20 protein-coding genes are annotated in these 18988 nt (G+C 70.2%); 6 read left to right on the top strand and 14 right to left on the bottom strand.

Features of this window, described 5'->3' with window-relative positions:
* Positions 1 to 127: 127 nt before the first annotated feature.
* The 3 genes from ACGFSB_RS23980 to ACGFSB_RS23970 all read right to left on the bottom strand — a co-directional run bounded on the left by ACGFSB_RS23980 (position 128) and on the right by ACGFSB_RS23970 (position 2979).
* Positions 128 to 865 (bottom strand): 2OG-Fe(II) oxygenase, encoded by a 738-nt coding sequence (locus ACGFSB_RS23980; protein WP_393402697.1) that lies wholly within the window; start codon positions 863 to 865, stop codon positions 128 to 130.
* Positions 862 to 1872, bottom strand: a complete 1011-nt coding sequence (locus ACGFSB_RS23975; RefSeq protein ID WP_393402694.1) for a DMT family transporter — start codon at positions 1870 to 1872, stop codon at positions 862 to 864. Before ACGFSB_RS23975 ends, ACGFSB_RS23980 begins: the two co-directional genes overlap by 4 nt.
* Before the next feature lie 102 nt (positions 1873 to 1974).
* Positions 1975 to 2979, bottom strand: a complete 1005-nt coding sequence (locus tag ACGFSB_RS23970; protein WP_393402691.1) for a DMT family transporter — start codon at positions 2977 to 2979, stop codon at positions 1975 to 1977.
* Positions 2980 to 3099: 120 nt separating this feature from the next.
* Between ACGFSB_RS23970 and ACGFSB_RS23965 the strand changes: the two genes are divergently transcribed.
* Together ACGFSB_RS23965 and ACGFSB_RS23960 are read left to right on the top strand one after the other, a co-directional pair.
* The gene (locus ACGFSB_RS23965) at positions 3100 to 3951 is read left to right on the top strand and encodes a LysR family transcriptional regulator (RefSeq protein WP_393402688.1); all 852 of its coding nucleotides are present in this window, start codon (positions 3100 to 3102) and stop codon (positions 3949 to 3951) included.
* Between the two features lie 127 nt (positions 3952 to 4078).
* Positions 4079 to 4864 carry an SAM-dependent methyltransferase gene (locus tag ACGFSB_RS23960; RefSeq protein WP_393402685.1) on the top strand — a complete coding sequence of 262 codons (786 nt, stop codon included), beginning with the start codon at positions 4079 to 4081 and terminating at the stop codon, positions 4862 to 4864.
* Here the strand turns inward: ACGFSB_RS23960 and ACGFSB_RS23955 are convergent.
* Entirely contained in the window at positions 4858 to 5259 is a 402-nt protein-coding gene (locus ACGFSB_RS23955) for a winged helix-turn-helix transcriptional regulator (protein WP_393402683.1), read from the bottom strand. The two genes, ACGFSB_RS23960 and ACGFSB_RS23955, sit on opposite strands and share 7 nt — an antisense overlap.
* Before the next feature lie 109 nt (positions 5260 to 5368).
* Here ACGFSB_RS23955 and ACGFSB_RS23950 point away from each other — a divergent pair, with 109 nt between their 5' ends.
* Complete coding sequence (locus ACGFSB_RS23950; protein ID WP_393402681.1) at positions 5369 to 6283, top strand: alpha/beta fold hydrolase; 915 nt, start codon at positions 5369 to 5371, stop codon at positions 6281 to 6283.
* A gap of 12 nt (positions 6284 to 6295) precedes the next feature.
* On the opposite strand, the gene ACGFSB_RS23945 is transcribed toward ACGFSB_RS23950, so the two are convergent.
* Positions 6296 to 7504 (bottom strand): FAD-dependent oxidoreductase, encoded by a 1209-nt coding sequence (locus ACGFSB_RS23945; RefSeq protein WP_393402679.1) that lies wholly within the window; start codon positions 7502 to 7504, stop codon positions 6296 to 6298.
* 44 nt (positions 7505 to 7548) lie between these two features.
* Entirely contained in the window at positions 7549 to 8253 is a 705-nt protein-coding gene (locus ACGFSB_RS23940; RefSeq protein WP_393402677.1) for a TetR/AcrR family transcriptional regulator, read from the bottom strand.
* A 250-nt stretch (positions 8254 to 8503) separates the two neighbouring features.
* On the opposite strand from ACGFSB_RS23940, the gene ACGFSB_RS23935 reads away from it, so the two are divergent.
* From ACGFSB_RS23935 to ACGFSB_RS23925, 3 genes are all read left to right on the top strand, one after another.
* On the top strand, positions 8504 to 8920 hold the full coding sequence (locus tag ACGFSB_RS23935) for an ATP-binding protein (RefSeq protein WP_393402675.1): 417 nt from the start codon (positions 8504 to 8506) through the stop codon (positions 8918 to 8920).
* Between the two features lie 148 nt (positions 8921 to 9068).
* Complete coding sequence (locus ACGFSB_RS23930; RefSeq protein ID WP_393402672.1) at positions 9069 to 9425, top strand: DUF779 domain-containing protein; 357 nt, start codon at positions 9069 to 9071, stop codon at positions 9423 to 9425.
* A 198-nt stretch (positions 9426 to 9623) separates the two neighbouring features.
* Positions 9624 to 10814 (top strand): phosphodiester glycosidase family protein, encoded by a 1191-nt coding sequence (locus ACGFSB_RS23925; protein WP_393402808.1) that lies wholly within the window; start codon positions 9624 to 9626, stop codon positions 10812 to 10814.
* Positions 10815 to 10821: 7 nt separating this feature from the next.
* Here the strand turns inward: ACGFSB_RS23925 and ACGFSB_RS23920 are convergent, their stop codons facing one another.
* The 8 genes from ACGFSB_RS23920 to ACGFSB_RS23885 form a co-directional block, all read right to left on the bottom strand.
* Entirely contained in the window at positions 10822 to 12408 is a 1587-nt protein-coding gene (locus ACGFSB_RS23920) for a hypothetical protein (RefSeq protein ID WP_393402669.1), read from the bottom strand.
* Between the two features lie 70 nt (positions 12409 to 12478).
* Positions 12479 to 12673: a hypothetical protein gene (locus ACGFSB_RS23915; RefSeq protein ID WP_393402666.1), complete on the bottom strand. Its 195-nt coding sequence runs from the start codon at positions 12671 to 12673 to the stop codon at positions 12479 to 12481.
* Between the two features lie 137 nt (positions 12674 to 12810).
* On the bottom strand, positions 12811 to 13668 hold the full coding sequence (locus ACGFSB_RS23910; RefSeq protein ID WP_393402664.1) for a phosphatidylinositol-specific phospholipase C/glycerophosphodiester phosphodiesterase family protein: 858 nt from the start codon (positions 13666 to 13668) through the stop codon (positions 12811 to 12813).
* Positions 13669 to 13834: 166 nt separating this feature from the next.
* Positions 13835 to 14521: an ABC transporter ATP-binding protein gene (locus ACGFSB_RS23905; protein ID WP_393402661.1), complete on the bottom strand. Its 687-nt coding sequence runs from the start codon at positions 14519 to 14521 to the stop codon at positions 13835 to 13837.
* Positions 14514 to 15437, bottom strand: coding sequence for an ABC transporter ATP-binding protein (locus ACGFSB_RS23900; protein ID WP_393402805.1), 924 nt, complete (start codon positions 15435 to 15437; stop codon positions 14514 to 14516). The genes ACGFSB_RS23905 and ACGFSB_RS23900 overlap by 8 nt, the downstream gene beginning before the upstream one ends.
* 65 nt (positions 15438 to 15502) lie before the next feature.
* Positions 15503 to 16381, bottom strand: a complete 879-nt coding sequence (locus tag ACGFSB_RS23895; protein WP_393402659.1) for an ABC transporter permease — start codon at positions 16379 to 16381, stop codon at positions 15503 to 15505.
* Positions 16374 to 17339: an ABC transporter permease gene (locus ACGFSB_RS23890; protein ID WP_393402802.1), complete on the bottom strand. Its 966-nt coding sequence runs from the start codon at positions 17337 to 17339 to the stop codon at positions 16374 to 16376. Before ACGFSB_RS23890 ends, ACGFSB_RS23895 begins: the two co-directional genes overlap by 8 nt.
* A gap of 32 nt (positions 17340 to 17371) precedes the next feature.
* Positions 17372 to 18970 (bottom strand): ABC transporter substrate-binding protein, encoded by a 1599-nt coding sequence (locus ACGFSB_RS23885; protein ID WP_393402657.1) that lies wholly within the window; start codon positions 18968 to 18970, stop codon positions 17372 to 17374.
* Positions 18971 to 18988: the final 18 nt, after the last annotated feature.

Here is an 18988-nt window from a genome sequence, read left to right as displayed (position 1 = left end):
TTCGCGATGTCGCAGGTCGGCTTGCGGTTCAGACGTGCGGTTCATGTCGTTTCACCTTCCACACTGCGGTGTCGCGATCGCGTGTGCTGGCGGGATTCGGACGCCGCGTTACCGTCAATGGGCACGGTCAGCGGGCATTGTGGAAGATCACGCCGAGCGTGGTGCGGCGCCCGGTCTCGACGGCGTTGGTGCCGTGTCGCATGGGGTGGCGGCGGTAGCCGTTCCTGCCGTGGACGGGCCGGTGCCGGACCGGGAAGATCATGCCCTGGCCGAGCTGCGGCTTGACGACCAGGGCGCGCGACTGGAAGCGGGGCCGCTGCTCCACGAAGACGTTCTCGCCGCCGGTGAAGTGCTCGCCCGGCCGGTTGAGCATGACGGCGATCTGCAACGGGAAGACGATGTCGCCGTAGATATCCTGGTGCAGGCAGGCGTAGTCGCCCTGGTGATAGTTCAGGAGCAGCGGGGTGGGCCGCCGCTGCCCGTTGTCCGCACACTCGGCGATCAGCTCGTCGAGGGTGGGCGGGAAGGTGCGCTCGCCGAGCTGCGGGGCCCACTGGTTGGCCATCCACGCCATCGGCGGATACAGCTTCTCGCGCAGCGCCCGCACGAGCGGTACGGCGGCCGGGTCCGCGTAGTACTTGTAGGTGCCGCGGCCGAAGTTGTAGCGCTGCATGACCACGGTCGAGCGGAACAGGCCGGGCTCGTCGTACGTGCCGATGATCTCCTGGCACTGCTCGCGCGAAAGGAGCTGAGGTGTGACGGCCACGCCCTCTTCGTTCAACTGGGCATACAGGTCAGGCCAGTTCAGGTCACGGAGGGCGGGAATCGTCACTTCCGGAGTGCGGGTGGGCGTGGGCTGGTTCACGGGCATACTCGATGATCCCCAGCCGCCCGTGCACCCGCTGGCGGCATTCGGACGAGGTCCTCTTCCGAGGCCGTCGGCTCCGGCTCCGGCTCCGGCTCCGGCTCCGAGGCCACCAGCCCTGGATTCCGCTTCTGCCGACGCGTCATGCCGACTCCGACGAGTACGACCGTCATCCCCAAGGCCACCCGGAGACTGAAGGCCTCGTCGAGCACGATGGCGCCAAGCGCCACGGAGACCACCGGCAGCAGATAGCCGACGGTCGCGGCGTTGGTCGCACCCTCGTCGGCGATGATTCGGTAGGTGAGGTGGAAGGTGACTCCGGTGGCGAAGATCCCCAGGACGACGACGGCGATCAGGGCCGACCCGTCGACGTGAAGCGGCTCGACGCCGCCGACCGGCAGGGCCAGAGCCGTGAGGCCTGACGCGGCCATGAGCTGGGCCGCGGAGAGGGAAAGGGTGGGGATGCCCTTCCCGACGAGGTGGTGCCCCATGTAGGCGAAGCCGATGGCGTAGCTCGCCGCCGCGCCCACGATCGCCAGGGCACCCCAACTCGCGAGCCCGTCCTGCTGCCACGGGGCGAAGATCAGCGTCGTACCCGCGAACCCGAAGAGGAGCCCGGCGAGCCGGACGGGCCGCAGTCCCCGTTCCGTGCCGATGGCGAGGCCGATCAGGACGGACCACAGCGGAGTCGTCGCGTTCAGCGCGCCGGCCACCCCGGAGTCGACGGTCTGCTGTCCGACGCTGAAGAGGCCGAAGGGCAGGGCGTTGCAGAAGAAGGCGGCGACGAAGATGTGCTTCCACACCACCCGGCCCTGGGGCAGGCGCCTGCGCGTACGGACGAGCAGGACCGTGAGGGTGACCGCGCCGAGTACGCAGCGGATCAGGGTGACCTGAACGGGAGACAGGCCTTCCAGGGCCAGTTCGATCCACAGGAAGGTCGAACCCCAGAGGAGGGCGAGTACGCCCACCCTTACCCCTGCCCAGGCACTTCCGGGGACGCCGTTCACTGGTGTTCTCCTCGCTCGGTCGGTCCGGTCTGCTGCCTGTGAACGATGCCCGCGACAACAAAGAAGGACAAGCGACAAGATCTGAACTTTCATTAAGCTCAGCTACATTCGTGACGCTCCGCCGCCACCGCCACGCCGTCCGGAGCGTCCGGAGCGTCCGGAGCGTCCGGAGCGTCCGGAGCGTCCGGAGCGTCCGGGGACGAGGATGCTGACCGCGTTCGCCGTCACGATCGCCGCGATGGCCAGCCACTCCGACCACTCCAGGGACTGCCCCAGGACGACCAGGCCGACCAGGGCCGCGAGAACCGGGTTGACGCTCATGAAGATCCCGAAGAAGCGGGCGTCGACCCGGCGCAACGCGAGCAGGTCGGCGAGGAACGGGACGGCGGAGGAGAGGATGCCCGCGGCGGCCGCGCAGGCGAGGGCGGCGACCGTCGGCGGGTGCTGGGCCAGCACCGCTGTACCGACTGGTATGTACAGGAGACCGGAGATTCCCGCGGCGGCGGCCGATCCCTCGACTCCCGGAAGGCGGGCTCCGACCGTGCGGTTCAGCAGTATGTACGAGGCCCAGCAGACCGCCGCGAGCAGGCCGAGCCCGATGCCGACGTAGTCCGTGCTGGGCTGCGGGCGGGCCAGCGCGACGACCGCGGCCCCCGCCACGACCGCGCAGCCCAGGTCCACCGCTCGGCGGGACGCGGCAAGAGCGACCGTCAGTGGGCCGAGGAATTCCAGCGTCACCGCGAGACCGAGGCCCACGCGGTCGATCGCGGTGTACAGCGACAGGTTCATGGTGGCGAAGACCGCCGCCAGACAGAGCAGCGGCCACCACTGACGCCAAGTGAAACCGCGCACCTTCGGCCTGCCCACCGCCATCAGGACGGCCCCCGCGACCCATTGCCGCACGGCCACCACACCGGCTGGACCGATGGCGTCGAACGCCAGGGCACCCGTGGCGGCGCCGACCTGGTTGGACAGGCCGCTGCCGAACATCATCGCCATCCCGGAAAGACGGCTGCGTGAACGCCCCTGGGGACCTCCCGGATTCCCCGGATTCCCCGGATCCCCCGGCACGGCAACAGGCGCGGCTTCGCTCTGGGACGTTCGCATACACCGCAGAATGCGTCACCGGCAGGCATACGAAAAATGCATGTGAGTGCCCATCCATACGCTGTGGTCATAGATGCGCTGCGGTCATAGATGCGTTGTGCCCATCGATACGCTGCGGTCATGGATCTGGAACTGCGGCACCTGCGCTGCCTGGTGGCCATCGTCGACACCGGGAGCTTCACCGATGCCGCCGCCGAGCTCGGCGTGTCCCAGGCCGCTGTCTCCCGGACCCTCGGCGGACTCGAAGAGGTCCTGGGCGTACGGCTCCTGCATCGCACCAGCAGAAGCATCACCCCGACGACCGCCGGAGTGCAGATCCTCGCCAGAGCCCGTCATGTCCTGTCCGAGGCCGAGGAACTCGTCCGCGAGGCGACCACCGGGCACACGCGGCTTCGTATCGGCCACGCCTGGTCCGCGATGGGCCGCCACACCGCGGAGTTCCAGCGGCGCTGGGCCGCCGGGCACCCCGGCGTCGAGCTGTACTTGATCCGGACGAACTCCCCGACCGGCGGCCTCGCCGAGGGCCTCTGCGACCTCGCCGTCGTGCGTACCGCCTTCAACGAGACACGTTTCGCCAGCGCCGTAGTGGGCCACGAACGCCGATTCTGCGCCCTGGCCAGCGACGACCCGTGGGCCAGGCGCCGCTCCATTCCGCTGGCCGACATACTAGACCGGACGCTTCTCATCGACCGGCGCACCGGCACCACCACCGCCGAGCTGTGGCCGGAAGCGGCGCGGCCTCCTGTCGAGTACACCCAGGACATCGACGACTGGCTCGCCATCATCGCGTCGGGTCGCTGTGTCGGCCTCACCCCCGAGAGCACCGCCAACCAGTACCGCCGCGACGGCGTCGTGTTCCGTCCGCTGCGCGACGCCGAGCCCATCGCCGTCCACCTCATCTGGCGCCGTCACGACCCACATCCCGCGACGCACGCCGCCGTGGCGCTCCTCACGGATCTCTACCGGACGTGAGGCGGCGGACCGCAGACCGCCCTGCCGAGCCGGCACCGACCCGAGTGCCAACACCCCATGCTCAAAGTGATGTTGCTGTGCCAGACTGCGGCGTCGCACGCGTCACCCAGCAGCATCGGAGCACGTCATGACCGCAGAGGAACCCAGGCCGACGATCGACACCGGCAACCCTCATCCCGCACGTGTCTACGACTGGTTGCTCGGCGGCAAGGACAACTACCCCGTCGACGAGGCGGTGGGCGAGAAGCTGCCGCCCGAGGCGAAGGACGCCGCGCGGCAGAACCGTGCGTTCATGCACCGCGCGACCGCCTGGCTCGCCTCCCAGGGCGTGGACCAGTTCCTCGACATCGGCACCGGCATTCCCACCGCGCCGAACCTGCACCAGATCGTCCAGCGGATCGTACCGTCGGCGCGGGTCGTCTACACCGACAACGACCCCATCGTGCTGCGCCACGCGGAAGCCCTGCTGATCAGCAGGCCCGAGGGCATGACCGACTACATCCAGGCGGATGTCCGCGAACCCCTGGAGATCCTGGAACACGCCCGCGGGCACCTCGACTTCGAGCGCCCGATCGCCCTCTCCCTCATCGCGCTCATGCACTTCCTGCCCGACGACCAGGACCCGTACGGCATCGTGAGCACGCTGGTCGACGCACTGCCTTCCGGCAGCCACCTGGTGCTTTCCCACGCCGCGTCGGACCTCTACACGGAGCTGGCCGAGCTCGTCACCGCCGAGTACGCGAAGGGCGGCATCCGGCTCGGCTTCCGCACCCGCGCCGAGGTCGGTCGCTTCTTCGACGGCCTCGACCTCGTCGAGCCCGGCGTGGTGACGGCACCCGAGTGGTTCAAGGACACCGCGGGGCCGGAAGCAGAAGGCAGCGGGATCTACGCGGCGGTGGCGCGCATTCACTGAGGGGGAGGCTCCGCCGCCTCGGTCCTCTCGTTGGCACGGTCGATCTCCGCCATGTGCTCCTCGGCCCACGCCCTGAGCACGGCGAGCGGCCCGTCGAGGGAAAGCCCCAGGCGGGTCAGCCGATAGTGCACGCGGGGCGGCACCGTCGGCTCCACCCGGCGGGCGACCAGACCGTCGCGGGCCATGCTTCGCAAGGTCGTCGACAGCATCTTCTGCGAGACGCCGGGCATCCGGCGCCGCAGCTCGGCGAACCGGACCTCGTGCGGATCAGCCTCCGCGAGGACCTTCACCGCCATCGACGTCCACTTCGTACCGACACGGTCGAGGAGCCGACGGGTCGGACACTCGGGATCGAACACGTCACCGCGTGTCCCCGCGTCGGGAGGGGTGGTCACTTCGAGCTCACCACCTGTCGTGAAAGTGCGTTCTTGGCAAGGCAGGGATGGTTACTTAGCCTCATGTGGTCACCAATGGTAACCACATCCCCTCCCGGAGCCACTCATCATGCGCGTCCCCTCAGCTCCAGCCACCGCCACCGCCACCGGCACCGGCACCGGCATCTCGCTGCGGCAGATCACGACCAACGGCATCACGGTCAACGTCGCGACAGCCGGTACCGGCCCCGCCGTCCTGCTGCTGCACGGCTTCCCCCACACCTGGCAGCTCTGGAGCGAGGTGATTCCCGAGCTCGCTCGGGAGCACCGGGTCATCGCCCCCGACCTGCGGGGACTCGGCGCCAGTACGCGGGCGGCCGACGGCTATGACGCGGACAGTCTCGCCACCGACGCCGAAGGGCTCCTCGACGCGCTCGGGGAACGGACCGCGACAGTGGTCGGCATCGACGTGGCCACACCGGCCGCCTTCCTGCTCGCGATGCGACGACCCGATCTCGTACGAGGGCTCGTCCTCATGGAGTCACTTCTCGGACCCCTGCCCGGCGCGGAGGAGTTCCTCGCCGGGGGCGCGCCGTGGTGGTTCGGCTTCCACTCCGTTCCGGGCCTCGCCGAGACGGTCATCGACGGGCACGAAGCCGAGTACGTCGACTGGTTCCTGCGCATCGGCACGCACAGCCGCGCTGTCCCCGACGGCGCCCGGGAGGCCTTCCGCACCGCCTACTCCGGTCAGGACGCCCTGCGCTGCGCCTTCTCCCACTACCGCGCCATGCCCACCAGCGGACGGCAGATCCAGGACGCCGTAGCTCGCGGCCGGCTCACCGTGCCCACGCTGGCGATCGGCTCCCACCCCGTCGCGGACGCCCTCGAACGGCAGTTGCGCCCCATCACCGACGACCTGACCGGCCATCACATCCCGGACTGCGGCCACATCATCCCGCTGGACCGCCCGGCGGCCCTGCTCGGCCTGCTCGGCCCTTTCCTCGCCGCCGTCCAGCCGGGCCGGGACGACGTCCAGGGCGTCTGATCGACCAGTCGATCAGTCGATGTGGCCGAACATGTCGAGCAGGCCCTGGGGCGCGTCGTCCCTGAAGCACACCATGAGGCTCTCGGCGGACTCGGCAGCGGCGGATTCGCTACGCGGGAACAGCGCCTCTTCGTAGGCCGCAAGCGCCGCCTCCGTGGCGTCGGGACGCGCGGCGATGGCAGCGGCGAGTTCGGCTCCGTCGAGCATCGCGAGGTTGGCGCCCTCGCCCGCGAAGGGGGACATGAGATGAGCCGCGTCGCCGAGCAGCGTGACGCCCGGGACACGGTCCCAGCGGTGGCCGATCGGCAGGGTGTGGATCCGCCGGGGGATCAACACGCCGTCGGCGTCGGCGATCAGCGCCTGGAGGCTCTTGTCCCAGTCGGCGAAGTGCTCCAGTACGGAGGCCTTGGCCACCGCAGCATCCTTGACGCCCTCGGCGCCCTGGACGCCCTCGACGTTCTCGCCGTTCTCGCCGTTCTCGCCGGTGAAGTCGATGGAGTCGATCCAGTCCTCGGGGACCTTGAGCGCGGTGTATACGTGCAGGCTGCCGTCGGACTCCCGGTGGGCGAGGAAGCCCTTGCCCTTGCCGAGCGCGAAGAGCATGCCGCCGCCCACGACGGCCGCGCTGTCGGGGTGGCGGACGTCGGCGTCGAGGAGGTCCGCCTCGACGAAGGACAGGCCGGAGTAGCCGGGAGTGGCGTCGGAGACCAGGGGACGGATCCGGGACCAGGCTCCGTCGGCGCCGATCAGCAGGTCGGTGGTGAACGTGGAACCGTCGGCGAGCGTCACCTCGTGGCGACCGCCGCCGAGCGGGCGCGCTCCGGTCACCTTCACTCCCCAGCGAACGGCTCCATCGGGCAGCGAACCGAGCAGGAGGTCGCGCAGGTGGCCGCGCTCGACCTCGGGGCGGCCACCGTCGCCGTCGTCCGCCTCTTCCCTGCGGACGACCGCGTCTTTGTCGAGTACGCGCATGGCCTCACCGCCGGGATGGACGAGCGCGCGGAACTCCTCGTACAGACCGGCGGCGCGCAGGGCGGCCTGGCCGGACTCCTCGTGGATGTCGAGCATGCCGCCCTGGCCGCGGGCGGCCGGTGAGGCTTCCAGGTCGTACAGGGCCGCTTCGATGCCGTGGGCGTGCAGGACGCTGGCGAGGGTGAGGCCACCGAGGCCCGCGCCGACGATGGCGATGGGGTAGTGAATGGGGTGGTGCGCGGTAGTCATGACGGTGCTCCTCAGGCAGTGGTGGCGATGACATGGGAAACGGCTCAGTTCGGGCTGCCGTCAGCCGGGACGGGCGTGTGCAGGATGCCGTTGATCAGCGTGCGGAAGCCCCAGGAGAGGCGCGCCTCCGGCTCACCGGAGAGCATCTCGGCAGCAAGCCCGGCGACGTACGGATGCGTCTGGTCGGAAGCACGTCGCAGGGCTCCGGACAGCGCGTCCCACTCGTCCTGCGCCCGCACCCGCGGGCTCTCGTCGCGGGTGGTGTGCTCGGCCGCGGTCGCGGTGGCGTACTGAAGCAGCAGGTCGATGCCCCAGGCCGCCTGCCTGGAAGGGACACCGCCCTCGTCGAGCAGCGCGAGGAGGGTCTCGACGAGGTTCAGGTAGTGCTCACCGCTCGGCCGGGCCACCAGCGCGGCCGTGGCCAGACCGCGATGCTCGAAAAGGACCGCGGTGTAGGAGGCGAGCACCGACTCCAGGCGTGCACGCCAGTCGCCGTCGGCCGCCGCCACATGGACCGTGCCGAGGAGCTCGTCCAGGATCGCGGCGTGCAGTTCGGCGGTGTTGCGGACGTAGACGTACAACGAGGCGGGCCCGGTGTCGAGCTCCTGCGCCAGGCGCCGCATGGTCACCTTGCCAAGCCCTTCGGCGCGCATGATCTCCACCGCGGCGGCAACGATCCCGGCCCGCGTCAGGGCCGGTTTCGCCGGGCGTTCGCGGCGGCTGCGCGGGGCATCGGAATGAGCTCTCATGCGACCAGCATAACGAACATGTTCGGGACGAGCATGTTCGGAGCGAACATGCTCGGGATGCCCGTACGCCGACGGGCCGCCGACCAGCTGCTTCGGCACGGGCCCAGGCCCACGAAACGGCTTGATTGGCGATCACCAGGGGCGGGCATCACCGTGGGGCAGGATCGGCCGCGCAAGACATGCCGTGGCCCCGGTGAGCGGATTTCCTCGCGCATACGCCGGACGTCCCAGGGGAGGGAAGTGAGTTGCCATGCGTGCGCACCAGCGCGCCCATCGGCACATCGCACGCGTTGAATACACACTGCCGCAGGAGGCCGCATCGGCCGGCAGGGCACGGAAGCTGACCTCCGCCTTCCTCAGGCGGCCTCATCGGCACCTGACGGGGGTGGCCGCGGACCGGGTGGACGACGCCACGCTGATCGTGTCCGAGCTCGTCACCAACGCCACGCAGCACGGCCGCAGCCCCTGCCGCCTGCGCCTCGAGGTGTCGGACGACCGAGTGACCGTCGAGGTGCACGACTCGAGCCCTGACGGCCCACGCGTACTGGGCCCGAGCGCCGACCGGGAAAGCGGGCGGGGCCTCGCGATGGTGCGGCACCTCGCCGCGCGCCTCGAGGTCGTCGGCAGCGGGCAGCGCGGCAAGGCCGTTCGGGCGGTGCTGTCCTGACGACGCAGTGAGCCACGGACACAGGCGCAGGCACGGGCACAAGCACGCGCACTCTCACTCGCACGGCTGCAACGTCCTCGCAACCTTGCCCGGAGTTGACTGAGCCACCGCCTCGACGGCGGCCCCGGTGACCTAGGAGCGGCAGCCCATGACCGATACCCCGCGTGTGGAGCTGACCCCTGCCGCCGCCGATCTGGTGCGGCGACTGCGGGAGGCCCACGGACCGCTGATGTTCCATCAGTCCGGCGGCTGCTGCGACGGCAGCGCACCCATGTGCTTTCCGGAGGGCGAGTTCCGCACCGGCGGCTCTGATGTGCACCTGGCCTCGCTCGACGTGGAAGGGGTCGCGGAACCGGTCACCTTCTGGATGTCGAAGAGTCAGTACGCCGTGTGGAGCCACACCCGGCTTATCGTCGATGTGGTTCCGGGCCGCGGCAGCGGCTTCTCCCTCGAAGCCCCGGAGGGCGTACGTTTCCTCATCCGTTCCCGTCTTGTCGGCACCTAGCCACCGGCCCGGCAGCCATCGGGCACCGTCCTCTGGTGCACTCCGGAACGGGCCCGCACACTGGGTCAGTTGGCAGCCGAGGAGACTTCAGGGGGCACCGTGGCGTCACGACACAAGCAGACCTTGGGACGGTTCAGAACGGCGAGAGCGGCGCTCTCGGTACTGACGGCATTCGGCACGCTGGCCGGTGCGGCTCTGATGGGAGCGGCACCGGCCAGCGGCGTGGAGGCCACCGGAAAGTCATCCGTCTCGCACATCGCACCGGGGGTGGAGTACCGGCAGTTCGACCTGGCGGCCTCCCACGGCATGGCCCACGCGCACCTGCTCGACGTCGACCTCAGCGATCCGCGCACCGGCGTCGACCTGCTCTACTCGGGTGCGGTGGGCGACCGCACCCCCGTCTCCGCGCTCGCGAACGGCGCCGGAGCGGTCGGCGGGATCAACGGCGACTTCTTCAACATCACCGAGACCCAGCATCCGGGCGTCGAGGCCACCGGCGCGCCTGTCGGCCCGGCGGTCGCCCACGGCCGCGCCCTCAAGGCGGCCGTACCGAACGGTCAGCGCTTCGGTCCCGCGATGCCTCCGGGCGTCACCACCGAGGCCGTGCTCGGCGTGGGCTTCGACGGCCGGGCCCGCCTGGACAGCCTCCGTCTCGACGGCGACGTACGCACACCTGAGGGCCGGCTGCCCTTGGGCGGGCTCAATCAGTACGCGCTCCCGGTGGGTTCCGTCGGGGCGTTCACCAGCGACTGGGGCAGTACGTCTCGGGTGCGCTCCACCTGCGGCACCGACACGAGCCGGGGCGCACCTTGCAGCACGGACACCCATGAGGTGACGGTGCGCGGCGGCCGTGTCGTGGAGTCCGCCGGTACGCCCGGCAGCGGTCCCGTCGCCCGCGGCACCACAGTCCTCGTCGGACGCGAGGCGGGTGCCCAGGAGCTGCGCAAACTGTCGATCGGCGACCGGGTGCACGTCCGGCACCGCCTCGTGTCGGCCACGTCGCACGCCCCGTTCCGCTTCGCACTCGGCGGCTACCCGGTCCTGCGCCACGGCGCCCCCCTTCCCGGCCTCGACACCGTCGCCTCGGCCGTGCGGACGGCGGCCGGGATCTCGCACGACGGCAGACGCCTCCTGCTCCTCTCTCTCGACGGCTCCCCCCAGTACCGTACGGGCCTGACGATCTCCGAAGTGGCGGACACCCTGCGCGGGTTGGGGGCGGAGGAGGGCTTCAGCCTGGACGGCGGCGGATCGTCCACCCTTGCCTCATCGGCCACCACCACACTGGTCGCCAAGGCCCCCGGCGCCGAATCCGTCACCGTACGCAATCACCCCACTGACGGCACGGAACGCCCGGTGCCGAACGGCATCGGTGTGTTCTCCGGCGGCTAGCCCGAGTTCACTCGGTGTCCCGCACCGCCACCAGGCCGTTGAACACGCCCACGTACGCCGTGCCGTCCGGGCCCAGGGTCACCGGCGCCCAGTTGTTGTCGTACACGATGCCCGTACCGGCGAGCCGCTTCCACTTGGTCTCGCCGGTACGGAAGTCGACGGCTGTCAGGTACCAGGCATCGATGCCGAGACTGTTGGGCTCCTTCGTGTAGAAGTACAACAGTCCGGAAGCGGTGGAGAGCTTGGGGACGTTCGACGGGGCGCGGACGTCGCTCTCCCAGACCGTGTCGCAGCCGCTGCCGTCCTCGCGTACGTCGATCCTGCTGACGCCGCCGACGACGCTGCGCCCGAAGGTGAGCGACGTGATGTTCTCGTAGCCGTAGTTGTTCTCGACGACGAGGCTGTTGCCCCAGGTGATCAGGGAGTTGTCGGTGGTGGACGCGCCGGAGCGGAAGACGGGGACCTTGCAGACGAGGCGCTTGTCGTCGGCGATGCCGTCGCCTCTGCGGTAGACGAGGACGTTCATGCGGTCGTCGGCGTTGTCGGTGATCGCCACGTAGTCGTTGTCGCCCTTGCCGAAGAGGTCGGGTGTGGTGCCCGAACCCTGGTTCACCGAGCCGGGTTTGCTGCCTGTGCCCCGGTCGTAGGTCTGCCGCCAGACCGCCTTCGGGGTGCCGTCCGCGCCGGCCCGGAAGCTGTAGAGCGCGTGGTCGGAGACGATCGACACGCCGTCGTCGGCGACGGAGAACGAGTTCTGGATCTCCTCGCCCTCGAGCCGGATGGAGCGGATGGCGTCGGACTTGGGGTCGACCGTGCCGACGCGGCCCTGTCGGGTCACCCACCAGATGCGGCCTTCCCAGTCCGGCATCACGGAAGTGACCGGGTCACATTCGCCACTCGGGTAGAGATTTGACCAGGTCACACAGTCGTGCGGGACCTGCCCCGTCAGATCCCACTCCTTGTCGACGACGAACCGCCAACTGCCGTCCGCCGCCTGCTCGTGGGCGAGCCGGACGATGTGCTGCCGGGAGTCGGCGAGGACGAGCCGGTCCTCGTTGTCGAGATAGGAGTAGGCGCCGCCCGACGTGTCCTTGAAGATCTTCGAGAAGTCGAGCCGCGTGATGGCCTCGACGGTGGAGGGACGCTGCGGCAGCTTGTACTCGGCGAGCGTTGTCAGCGTATCCGGGTCGAGCAGCTTGACCAGGAAGCCGGTGAACGTGCCGCAGACGGTGACGATACGGCCGTCCTTGTCGAAGGTGACGGTGGCGCACTCGCCACCGAGCGCCGCCATCTTCTCGCTGCTGACCTGCGGCTTCTTCCCAAGGGGCCCATTCCAGGGGTACGTTCCGCTGCCTGCCGCGTCCGCGTGCATTCCGCTGCGGCCGTTGGCGGCGAGGTACGGGTGCTGGGGCGGCTGTTCGCCGGGCAGGGGGCGGGCGTCGGCGGGCTGGCCGGTGTACTGGTCGACGAGCCGGTGCCCCGGAGCCCTGGGGATGTCGTCCGCATGGGCCGGTTGGGCGGCCGGGTACGCGAGGGACGCCGCGGCCAGGGCTACCGCGCTGAGGAAACTGAGGCGACGCAGTCTGCTGGACATGCGCCGAAGCTAGAGCGGCATCCTTGAAGTGTCCATGGAAAGGTGACAGTTGTTCATGAACACGCAACGATCATGGCTGGAGGCCGCTGACGATGTCCGCGGTGGCCGTGAGCCCGTTCTGGATGGTCGGCGCCATGCTCGAACTCGCCAGATAGAAACCGAGCAGCGCGCAGACCAGGGCGTGCGAGAACTTCAGTGCGCCGTTGCGCAGAAACACCACTGCGAGAATCACGAGCAGCAGCACCACAGAGACCGAAATGGCCATGGGGACAACCTCCTCCGCCACGTCAGCACCGCGGCTTACGGCCGTCAGTGTGGCGCAGCGGAGGGACCGTCCGGGCGACCGGCGTGTCCCCCGAACGGGTGTTATCTGCCGGGGGTTTGCTTCACCTGAGCCGGGGGCTACTTCCCGTGGGCGTCGAGGAACGCCTCGAGCCCTGCGAGGTCGTCCGTGTTCAGGTGGTCGACACCGGCGGCGAGGAGCTCGCCCCACACGGCGTCGCGTGCCGGACCCGCCAGGTCGGGAGTCGCCCAGAAGCGGACCCGCTGCCCGCGCTGGTGGGCGCCCGCGACGATGCCGCGCAGCTTCTCGCGCTCGGCGGCGGGGATCTCGCCGACACCCTGCCAGCCGAAGTTGAGCGTCCAGTTGTCGCTGATCAGCGGAATGAGCGAGGCGGGCGCGGTGCTGCCCAGGTCGGCGAGACGGCCGTCGTAGAAGGCGCTGCGCACGCGCTGGGCCTCCATCGGCGCGCGGGCCGCCCGGTCGCCGGAGATCACAGCCGTCACGGGGCCACGGCGCACCTTGCCGTAGGCGTACGTCGTGAACAGGTGCCGGTAGCGCCGGAGATGGCGGTCGAGCTCGACGTACGTCGACGAACCCTCGGTCTTGATGTCGATCAGGAGCTGGAAGGGAGTGCGGTGGTAACCCCGGTACACGGAACCGTGGTTGGCGCGGACGCGGGCCGCCAGGGGTTCCAGGTACAGCGACTCCAGGGTGCGGGTGGGGTCGAGGTCCACCGGGTCGTGGGCGACCAGGAGCTGTCCTTCGACAAGGTAGATGTCGGCCTCGACGCTGCCGAAGCGATGGTCGAGGGCGTCGAACAAGGGCCGGGGGTGGTCGTAGTCGTTGTGCGCGTGGGCGCGGATGAGAGGGCGGGGGCCGTGTCCGCGCTCGCTCGCCTGGGCGTACGCGGGAACGGCGGCGGTGCCGGCGAGTGCGGCGCCGATGGTGAGGGCTCTACGACGGGTGATGAGTGCCACGGAGACTCCCGGGAAGGGCGAGGGACGACGGGGGACCTCAGTGAGTATGAGGCCATGTTCGCGTCAAGAAACCCTGCCGAGACGGGAGTTGGCGCTATCGACTCTCCGCGTTAACTCCAGGAATCGCGCGCCGTTCTCACGCCCCCCTCACAGCACCTCAAGCACCTCAGGCCACCTTGCCGCCGGCCTTCGCATCATCCCCGGCCAGCTCATCCCAGTGGACAGACCGTTCGCACCACCGCTCAAGGAGCACCCGGTCGTGCCCGACCGCGAGCAGCCCGGCGCCGCTCTCCCGCCGGTAGTCCTCCACGGCGAGTACGAGTGCCGCCGTCGTCGAGGCGTCCAGCATCGCCGTCATCTCGTCGCAGATCAGCCAGCGCGGGCGGAGCACCAGGGCGCGGGCCAGGCAGGCACGCTGGAGCTGGCCGTCGCTCACCTCGTGCGGCCTGCGGCCCAGGAGGTCCTCGCCGAGGCCGACCGTGGCCGCCAACTCCCGTACGCGCTCGGCGGCTTCGCCTGACCGCCCGGCAGCCCGGAGCGGCTCGGCGATCAGGTTCGTGAGCGTGAGGCGCGGGTCGGCGGACAGGCGGGGCTGCTGGAAGACCACGCCGAAGGCGGTGCGCTGGGCGCGGGGCGCGCGGTGCCGCCAGCCGCCCGCGGGCTCACCGTCGATGACGACACGGCCCGCGTCGGGCTTGTGCAGCAGCGCGGCGACCCGGGCCAGGGTCGACTTGCCGCAGCCGCTGGGGCCGAGAAGACCGACGGAGGCACCGGGCGCGACGGTGAGGTCCACACCGCGCATGACGGGGGCCCGGCGGTCGTACCCGGCGGTGATGGAACGGAGTTCAAGCACGCGGCGCCTCCAGCACGGCCGTCGTATGGGTCGTACGGGGGTGGTGGCAGGCGACCCCGTCCGTGGCATCGGGCACGCTCCCGCAGGCTTCGTCCGCCCGGGAGCAGCGCGCCGCGAACGCGCACCCCGCGGGCAGCGCGGACAGCTCGGGCGGCATACCGGGGATCGGCGTGAACTCGCGCTCCGGGAGGGCGTTCAGGAGGCCGCGCGCGTAGGGGTGCCGTGGTCCTGGTTCGCCGAAGAAGTCCTCGGCGTCGGCGAGTTCGACGATGCGGCTCGCATACATCACGGCGACCCGGTCCGCGATGCGCTCGGCGGCGGCCAGATCGTGGGTGATCAGGAGCAGCGCGCGGTCCTCGCCGACGTGCCGCCGCAGCTCGTCCACCGTTCGGTCGACGAGGTCACGGTCAAGGCCGGTCGTCGGCTCGTCGGCGAGCAGCAGCGGCGCGTCGCCGATGAGCGCGAGCGCGGTGGCGGCGCGCTGGGCGAGGCCGCCGGAGAGCTCGTGGGGGTAGCGGTCCAGGTGCCCGGCGGGGAACGCGGCACGCTCGGCGGCTGCTTCGGCCGCCGCCCGCAGCTGCGGGCGGCGCACACCTGCCACCTCCCGCAGGGTCTCCTCCAGTTGGGAGCGGACCGTGCGCACCGGCGTCAGATGCGCCGCCGGACTCTGCGGTACGAGACCGACGCGCCGCCCTCGCACGGTGCGGGCCAGGGTGCGCTCGTCGGCGGTCAGCAGGTCCACGTCGCCGATGAGCGCGGACCCGGCGGTCTCCGCGTTCCGCGGCAGCAGCCCGAGCAGCGCCGAGGCGAGCACGGACTTGCCGCAGCCGCTCTCGCCGACGAGGGCCAGGCACTCCCCCGCCGCCAGGTCGAAGCGGGCGTCGGTGACGGCGGAGACGAAGGTGCCGCCGCGCATACGGAAACGTACGGAGAGCCCTCGTACGGAAAGCACCGGGGATGAGACGGCTTGGGTCACAGCGGTCACAGCATCAGCTCCGATCGGCGCCGGGGGTTGATCCGTTCCCGCCAGGCGCCCGCGAGGCCCGCGATCGCCAGGGTGGGCACGATGATGAACAGGCCTGGGAAGAGCGTCGGCCACCAGTCCCCGGCGAGGAGCGAGCCGCGCGCGCTCTGCACGAGCGTGCCGAGGCTCGCCTGATGGGTGGGGAGTCCAAGCCCGAGGAAGGACAGCGCGGACTCGTGCCAGATGGCGTGCGGCACCATCAGGACGGCGGCGAGTCCGGCCTGTGGAAGGACGCCGGGCAGCAGATGGCGCACGGTGACGCGCAGACGTGAAGCGCCTCCGGAGATCGCCGCGTCGATGTACGGGCGCGATCGCAGCGAGAGCACCTCGGCGCGCACGATGCGGGCCGTGGACAGCCAGTGGGTGAGCGCGACCGAGACGACCACCGGCCATACTCCGGGCCGGAACATCGCCACGATGAAGATGCCGAGCAGCAGGTGCGGCACGGACGAGAAGACGTCCACGAGCCGCATCACGACCCGGTCCACCCAGCCGCCCGACGCGGCGGCGAGCGCGCCCACCGCCGTGCCGATGACCGTCGCCACGACGGCCGCCACCACGCCCACCAGCAGGGAGACCCGCAGCCCGTACACGCAGCGCAGGAGCAGATCGCGCCCTACGTCGTCGGTGCCGAAGGGGTGCTCCCAGGAGGGGCGTCGAAGCTTGGCCGCGAGGTCCACGGCCTGTTGGTCGAGGTTCACGAGCGGCGGTACGACAAGGACGGCGAGGACGACCGCCGCGACGATGAACACCGAGGCACGCACCCGCCACGCGCGCGTGGAGCGGCGGCCCTTGGAGGCGCCCCCGAGGGAGGCGCGCCAGGTCACGTCAGCCATCGAATCCCACCCTCGGATCGGCGAGGCCGTACAGGAGATCGGCAAGGAGGTTGCCGAGGAGTACCGCCGCCGTGGCCAGGACGGTGAGCGCGGCGAGCAGCGGGAAGTCCACAGCGGTCGCCGCCGACACGGTGGCCGCCGCGATGCCGGGCCAGCTGAAGACGGTCTCCACCAGGAGCGCGCCGGTGATCAGTTCGGGCACACGGGATCCGATCAGCGTGAGCACCGGCAACATGCCCGAGCGCAGTGCGTGCCCGAGGAGGACGGTCCGCTCGGCGAGGCCACGCGCGCGTGCACCGCGAACAGGGTCGTCGCCGAGTGCGTCGCCGACTCCTTGGCGTACGTAAAGGACGAACCACGGAAGCTGCGAGATGGCGAGGACCGCGGCGGGCAGCACGAGATGGCTCGCGACCTGCCCGGCTGTCACGACCGAGCTCGCGGTGTCCGTGAGGCCGCCCGACGGCAGCACTCCCAGCTTCAGCGCGAACAGCCAGACGGCCAGCAGCCCGATCCAGAACGGCGGCGCCGCTTCCAGCGTGTACGCGAGCGATGTCACGACACGGTCGGTCCAGCCGCCGGGGCGTCGCGCGGCGAGGACACCGAGCGTGGTGCCGACGAGGATCGCGAGCAGGAACGCGGTGGCGGCGAGCAGCACGGACCAGCCGATGCGTTCCCCGATGACGTCGGACACGGGCTGACGCAGGGTGCTCGAGTCCCCGAGGTCACCGCTCACGGCCGACGTCAGCCAGTCCCACCAGCGCTGCACGAGCGGCTGGTCGACTCCGAGGTTGCGGCGCAGCTGGTCGAGGTTCTCCTGCGACGCGGTGAGCCCGGCCGTGCCCGCGTACGCCTTGACGGGGTCGAAGGGGGACGCGGCGGCGATCGCGAAGACGCCGAAGGTGACGGCGAGCAGGACCGGGACGGCGAACAGGGCCCGCCGTCCCGTCATGCGCGCCATCGGCCCCCAGGGGAGCTTGTGGAGCGCGGACTTCACTGCTTCGGCTGCCAGTCCTCGACGTTCCACCACGGGCCTGACGCGAGGCCGTGGTCGTGCGGCTCGATCTGGGTGGTCAGGTCGCCGAAGCGCTTGTCGACGACGTAGAGGTGGTCGATGTGGGTGAGGAAGGTGTAGCCCGGGTTCTTCACGAGCTCGCGCTGGATGGTGTCGTACGCGGCCTGCCGCTTGGCGTGGTCGCCGCTCTCACGGGCCTCGTCGAGGGCCTTGTCGACCTTGGGGTTGTCGTAGTGGGCCATGTTGTTGAAGCCGTCACCGGCGAGCGAGGACTTCAGAAGCGTGTACTGGTCGAAGTCCGGGTCGGCCGGGGAGCCGCCGCCCGCGAGGACAGCGTCCTTGGGCATCCGCGGCTCGATGACCTCCCACGTTCCGGCCTGCACCGCTACCTTGATGCCGAGCTTCTTGGCGTCGGATGCGTAGGCGAGGGCGTGGTCCTGGCGGAGCTTGTCACCGGAGAGGTACCAGAGAGTGAACTCCGCCTGCGTGCCGTCCTTCTTCTTACGGATGCCGTTCGAGCCCGGCTTCCAGCCCGCGTCGTCGAGGATCTTCTTCGCCTCGGCGATGTCGTGCTTCCGCTCGGTGCCCTTGGTGAACCACGGGCTGTCGGTCGGGACGGGCCCGTAGGCCTCCTTGCCCTCGCCGTCGAGGATCGAGTCGACCATCGCCTTACGGTCGACACCGGTGTCGAGCGCGCGCCGGATGCCGGTGTCGCCCGCGACCTTGTTGCCGGTGGGCAGGGTCACCACGCGGTAGTCGAAGGTCTTGGCGGCGTAGGACTTCTTGTTGCCATCGTTCTCGTACTTCTTGGCGAGGTTGGGCGGCAGGATGGCGCCGTCGAGTTCACCGGCGTCGAGCCGGGTGGCCCGGATGTCATCGTCCTTGATGATGGCCATGGTGAAGTTCTTGATCTTCGGGGCGCCGCCCCAGTAGCCGGGGTTGGCCTTGAAGGCGAGCTTCTCGCCCTTGGACCACTTCACGAGCTCGTACGGGCCCGTGCCGACTGGCTTGGTGGTGAACTCACCGGTGTTCACGTCCTGCTTGCCCGCTATGTGCTCGGGGGCGATCGGCAGGACGGTCCGCTCGGCGAACGGCGCGTAGGGGTACTTGAGGTGGAAGACGACGGTGTCGTCGCCCTTCGCCTCGACGCTCTTGACGGCGTCCAGCTCGGTCTTGGCGGCGTTGTTGGTCTTCTTGTCGAGGATCGTCTCGTACGTGAAGACGACGTCCTTGGACGTGAAGGGCTTGCCGTCGCTGAACTTGACGCCGTCGCGCAGCTTGAAGGTGTACGTGCGTCCGTCGTCGCCGACCTTGGGGAGCTCGGCGGCGAGCGCGGGCTTGAGCTTCATGTCGGCGTCGTGCGTGAGCAGACCGTCGAAGATCTTGGAGTTGCCGTCCTTGCCGTAGCCGAGGAGCGGGCTCAGGGTGTCCGGTTCGTACGCGATGCCGACGACCGCCGAGTCCTTGGCGCCCCCCGCACCCTTGTCGTCGCCCGGCGCCGAACAGGCCGAAGCGGCGACCGCCAGTGAGGCGGCCGCCGCCAGCGCGCCCGTGCCCCGTATCGATCGGGCCCTCATGCTCCACACCCCTAATGA

It is taken from the genome of Streptomyces sp. NPDC048441 (genome assembly GCF_043200235.1).
GTDB lineage: Bacteria > Actinomycetota > Actinomycetes > Streptomycetales > Streptomycetaceae > Streptomyces.
This window is presented reverse-complemented; position numbering and strand designations above follow the sequence as displayed.

Excerpts from the sequence above, each read along its gene's own strand:
- ACGFSB_RS23945 (WP_393402679.1), bottom strand. The coding sequence starts at position 7,504 with ATGACTACCGCGCACCACCCCATTCACTACCCCATCGCCATCGTCGGC.
- ACGFSB_RS23915 (WP_393402666.1), bottom strand. The coding sequence starts at position 12,673 with ATGGCCATTTCGGTCTCTGTGGTGCTGCTGCTCGTGATTCTCGCAGTG.
- ACGFSB_RS23960 (WP_393402685.1), top strand. The coding sequence starts at position 4,079 with ATGACCGCAGAGGAACCCAGGCCGACGATCGACACCGGCAACCCTCAT.
- ACGFSB_RS23895 (WP_393402659.1), bottom strand. The coding sequence starts at position 16,381 with ATGGCTGACGTGACCTGGCGCGCCTCCCTCGGGGGCGCCTCCAAGGGC.
- ACGFSB_RS23925 (WP_393402808.1), top strand. The coding sequence starts at position 9,624 with ATGGGAGCGGCACCGGCCAGCGGCGTGGAGGCCACCGGAAAGTCATCC.
- ACGFSB_RS23900 (WP_393402805.1), bottom strand. The coding sequence starts at position 15,437 with ATGCGCGGCGGCACCTTCGTCTCCGCCGTCACCGACGCCCGCTTCGAC.
- ACGFSB_RS23965 (WP_393402688.1), top strand. The coding sequence starts at position 3,100 with ATGGATCTGGAACTGCGGCACCTGCGCTGCCTGGTGGCCATCGTCGAC.
- ACGFSB_RS23940 (WP_393402677.1), bottom strand. The coding sequence starts at position 8,253 with ATGAGAGCTCATTCCGATGCCCCGCGCAGCCGCCGCGAACGCCCGGCG.
- ACGFSB_RS23950 (WP_393402681.1), top strand. The coding sequence starts at position 5,369 with ATGCGCGTCCCCTCAGCTCCAGCCACCGCCACCGCCACCGGCACCGGC.
- ACGFSB_RS23930 (WP_393402672.1), top strand. The coding sequence starts at position 9,069 with ATGACCGATACCCCGCGTGTGGAGCTGACCCCTGCCGCCGCCGATCTG.
- ACGFSB_RS23890 (WP_393402802.1), bottom strand. The coding sequence starts at position 17,339 with ATGGCGCGCATGACGGGACGGCGGGCCCTGTTCGCCGTCCCGGTCCTG.
- ACGFSB_RS23920 (WP_393402669.1), bottom strand. The coding sequence starts at position 12,408 with ATGTCCAGCAGACTGCGTCGCCTCAGTTTCCTCAGCGCGGTAGCCCTG.
- ACGFSB_RS23935 (WP_393402675.1), top strand. The coding sequence starts at position 8,504 with ATGCGTGCGCACCAGCGCGCCCATCGGCACATCGCACGCGTTGAATAC.
- ACGFSB_RS23970 (WP_393402691.1), bottom strand. The coding sequence starts at position 2,979 with ATGCGAACGTCCCAGAGCGAAGCCGCGCCTGTTGCCGTGCCGGGGGAT.
- ACGFSB_RS23885 (WP_393402657.1), bottom strand. The coding sequence starts at position 18,970 with ATGAGGGCCCGATCGATACGGGGCACGGGCGCGCTGGCGGCGGCCGCC.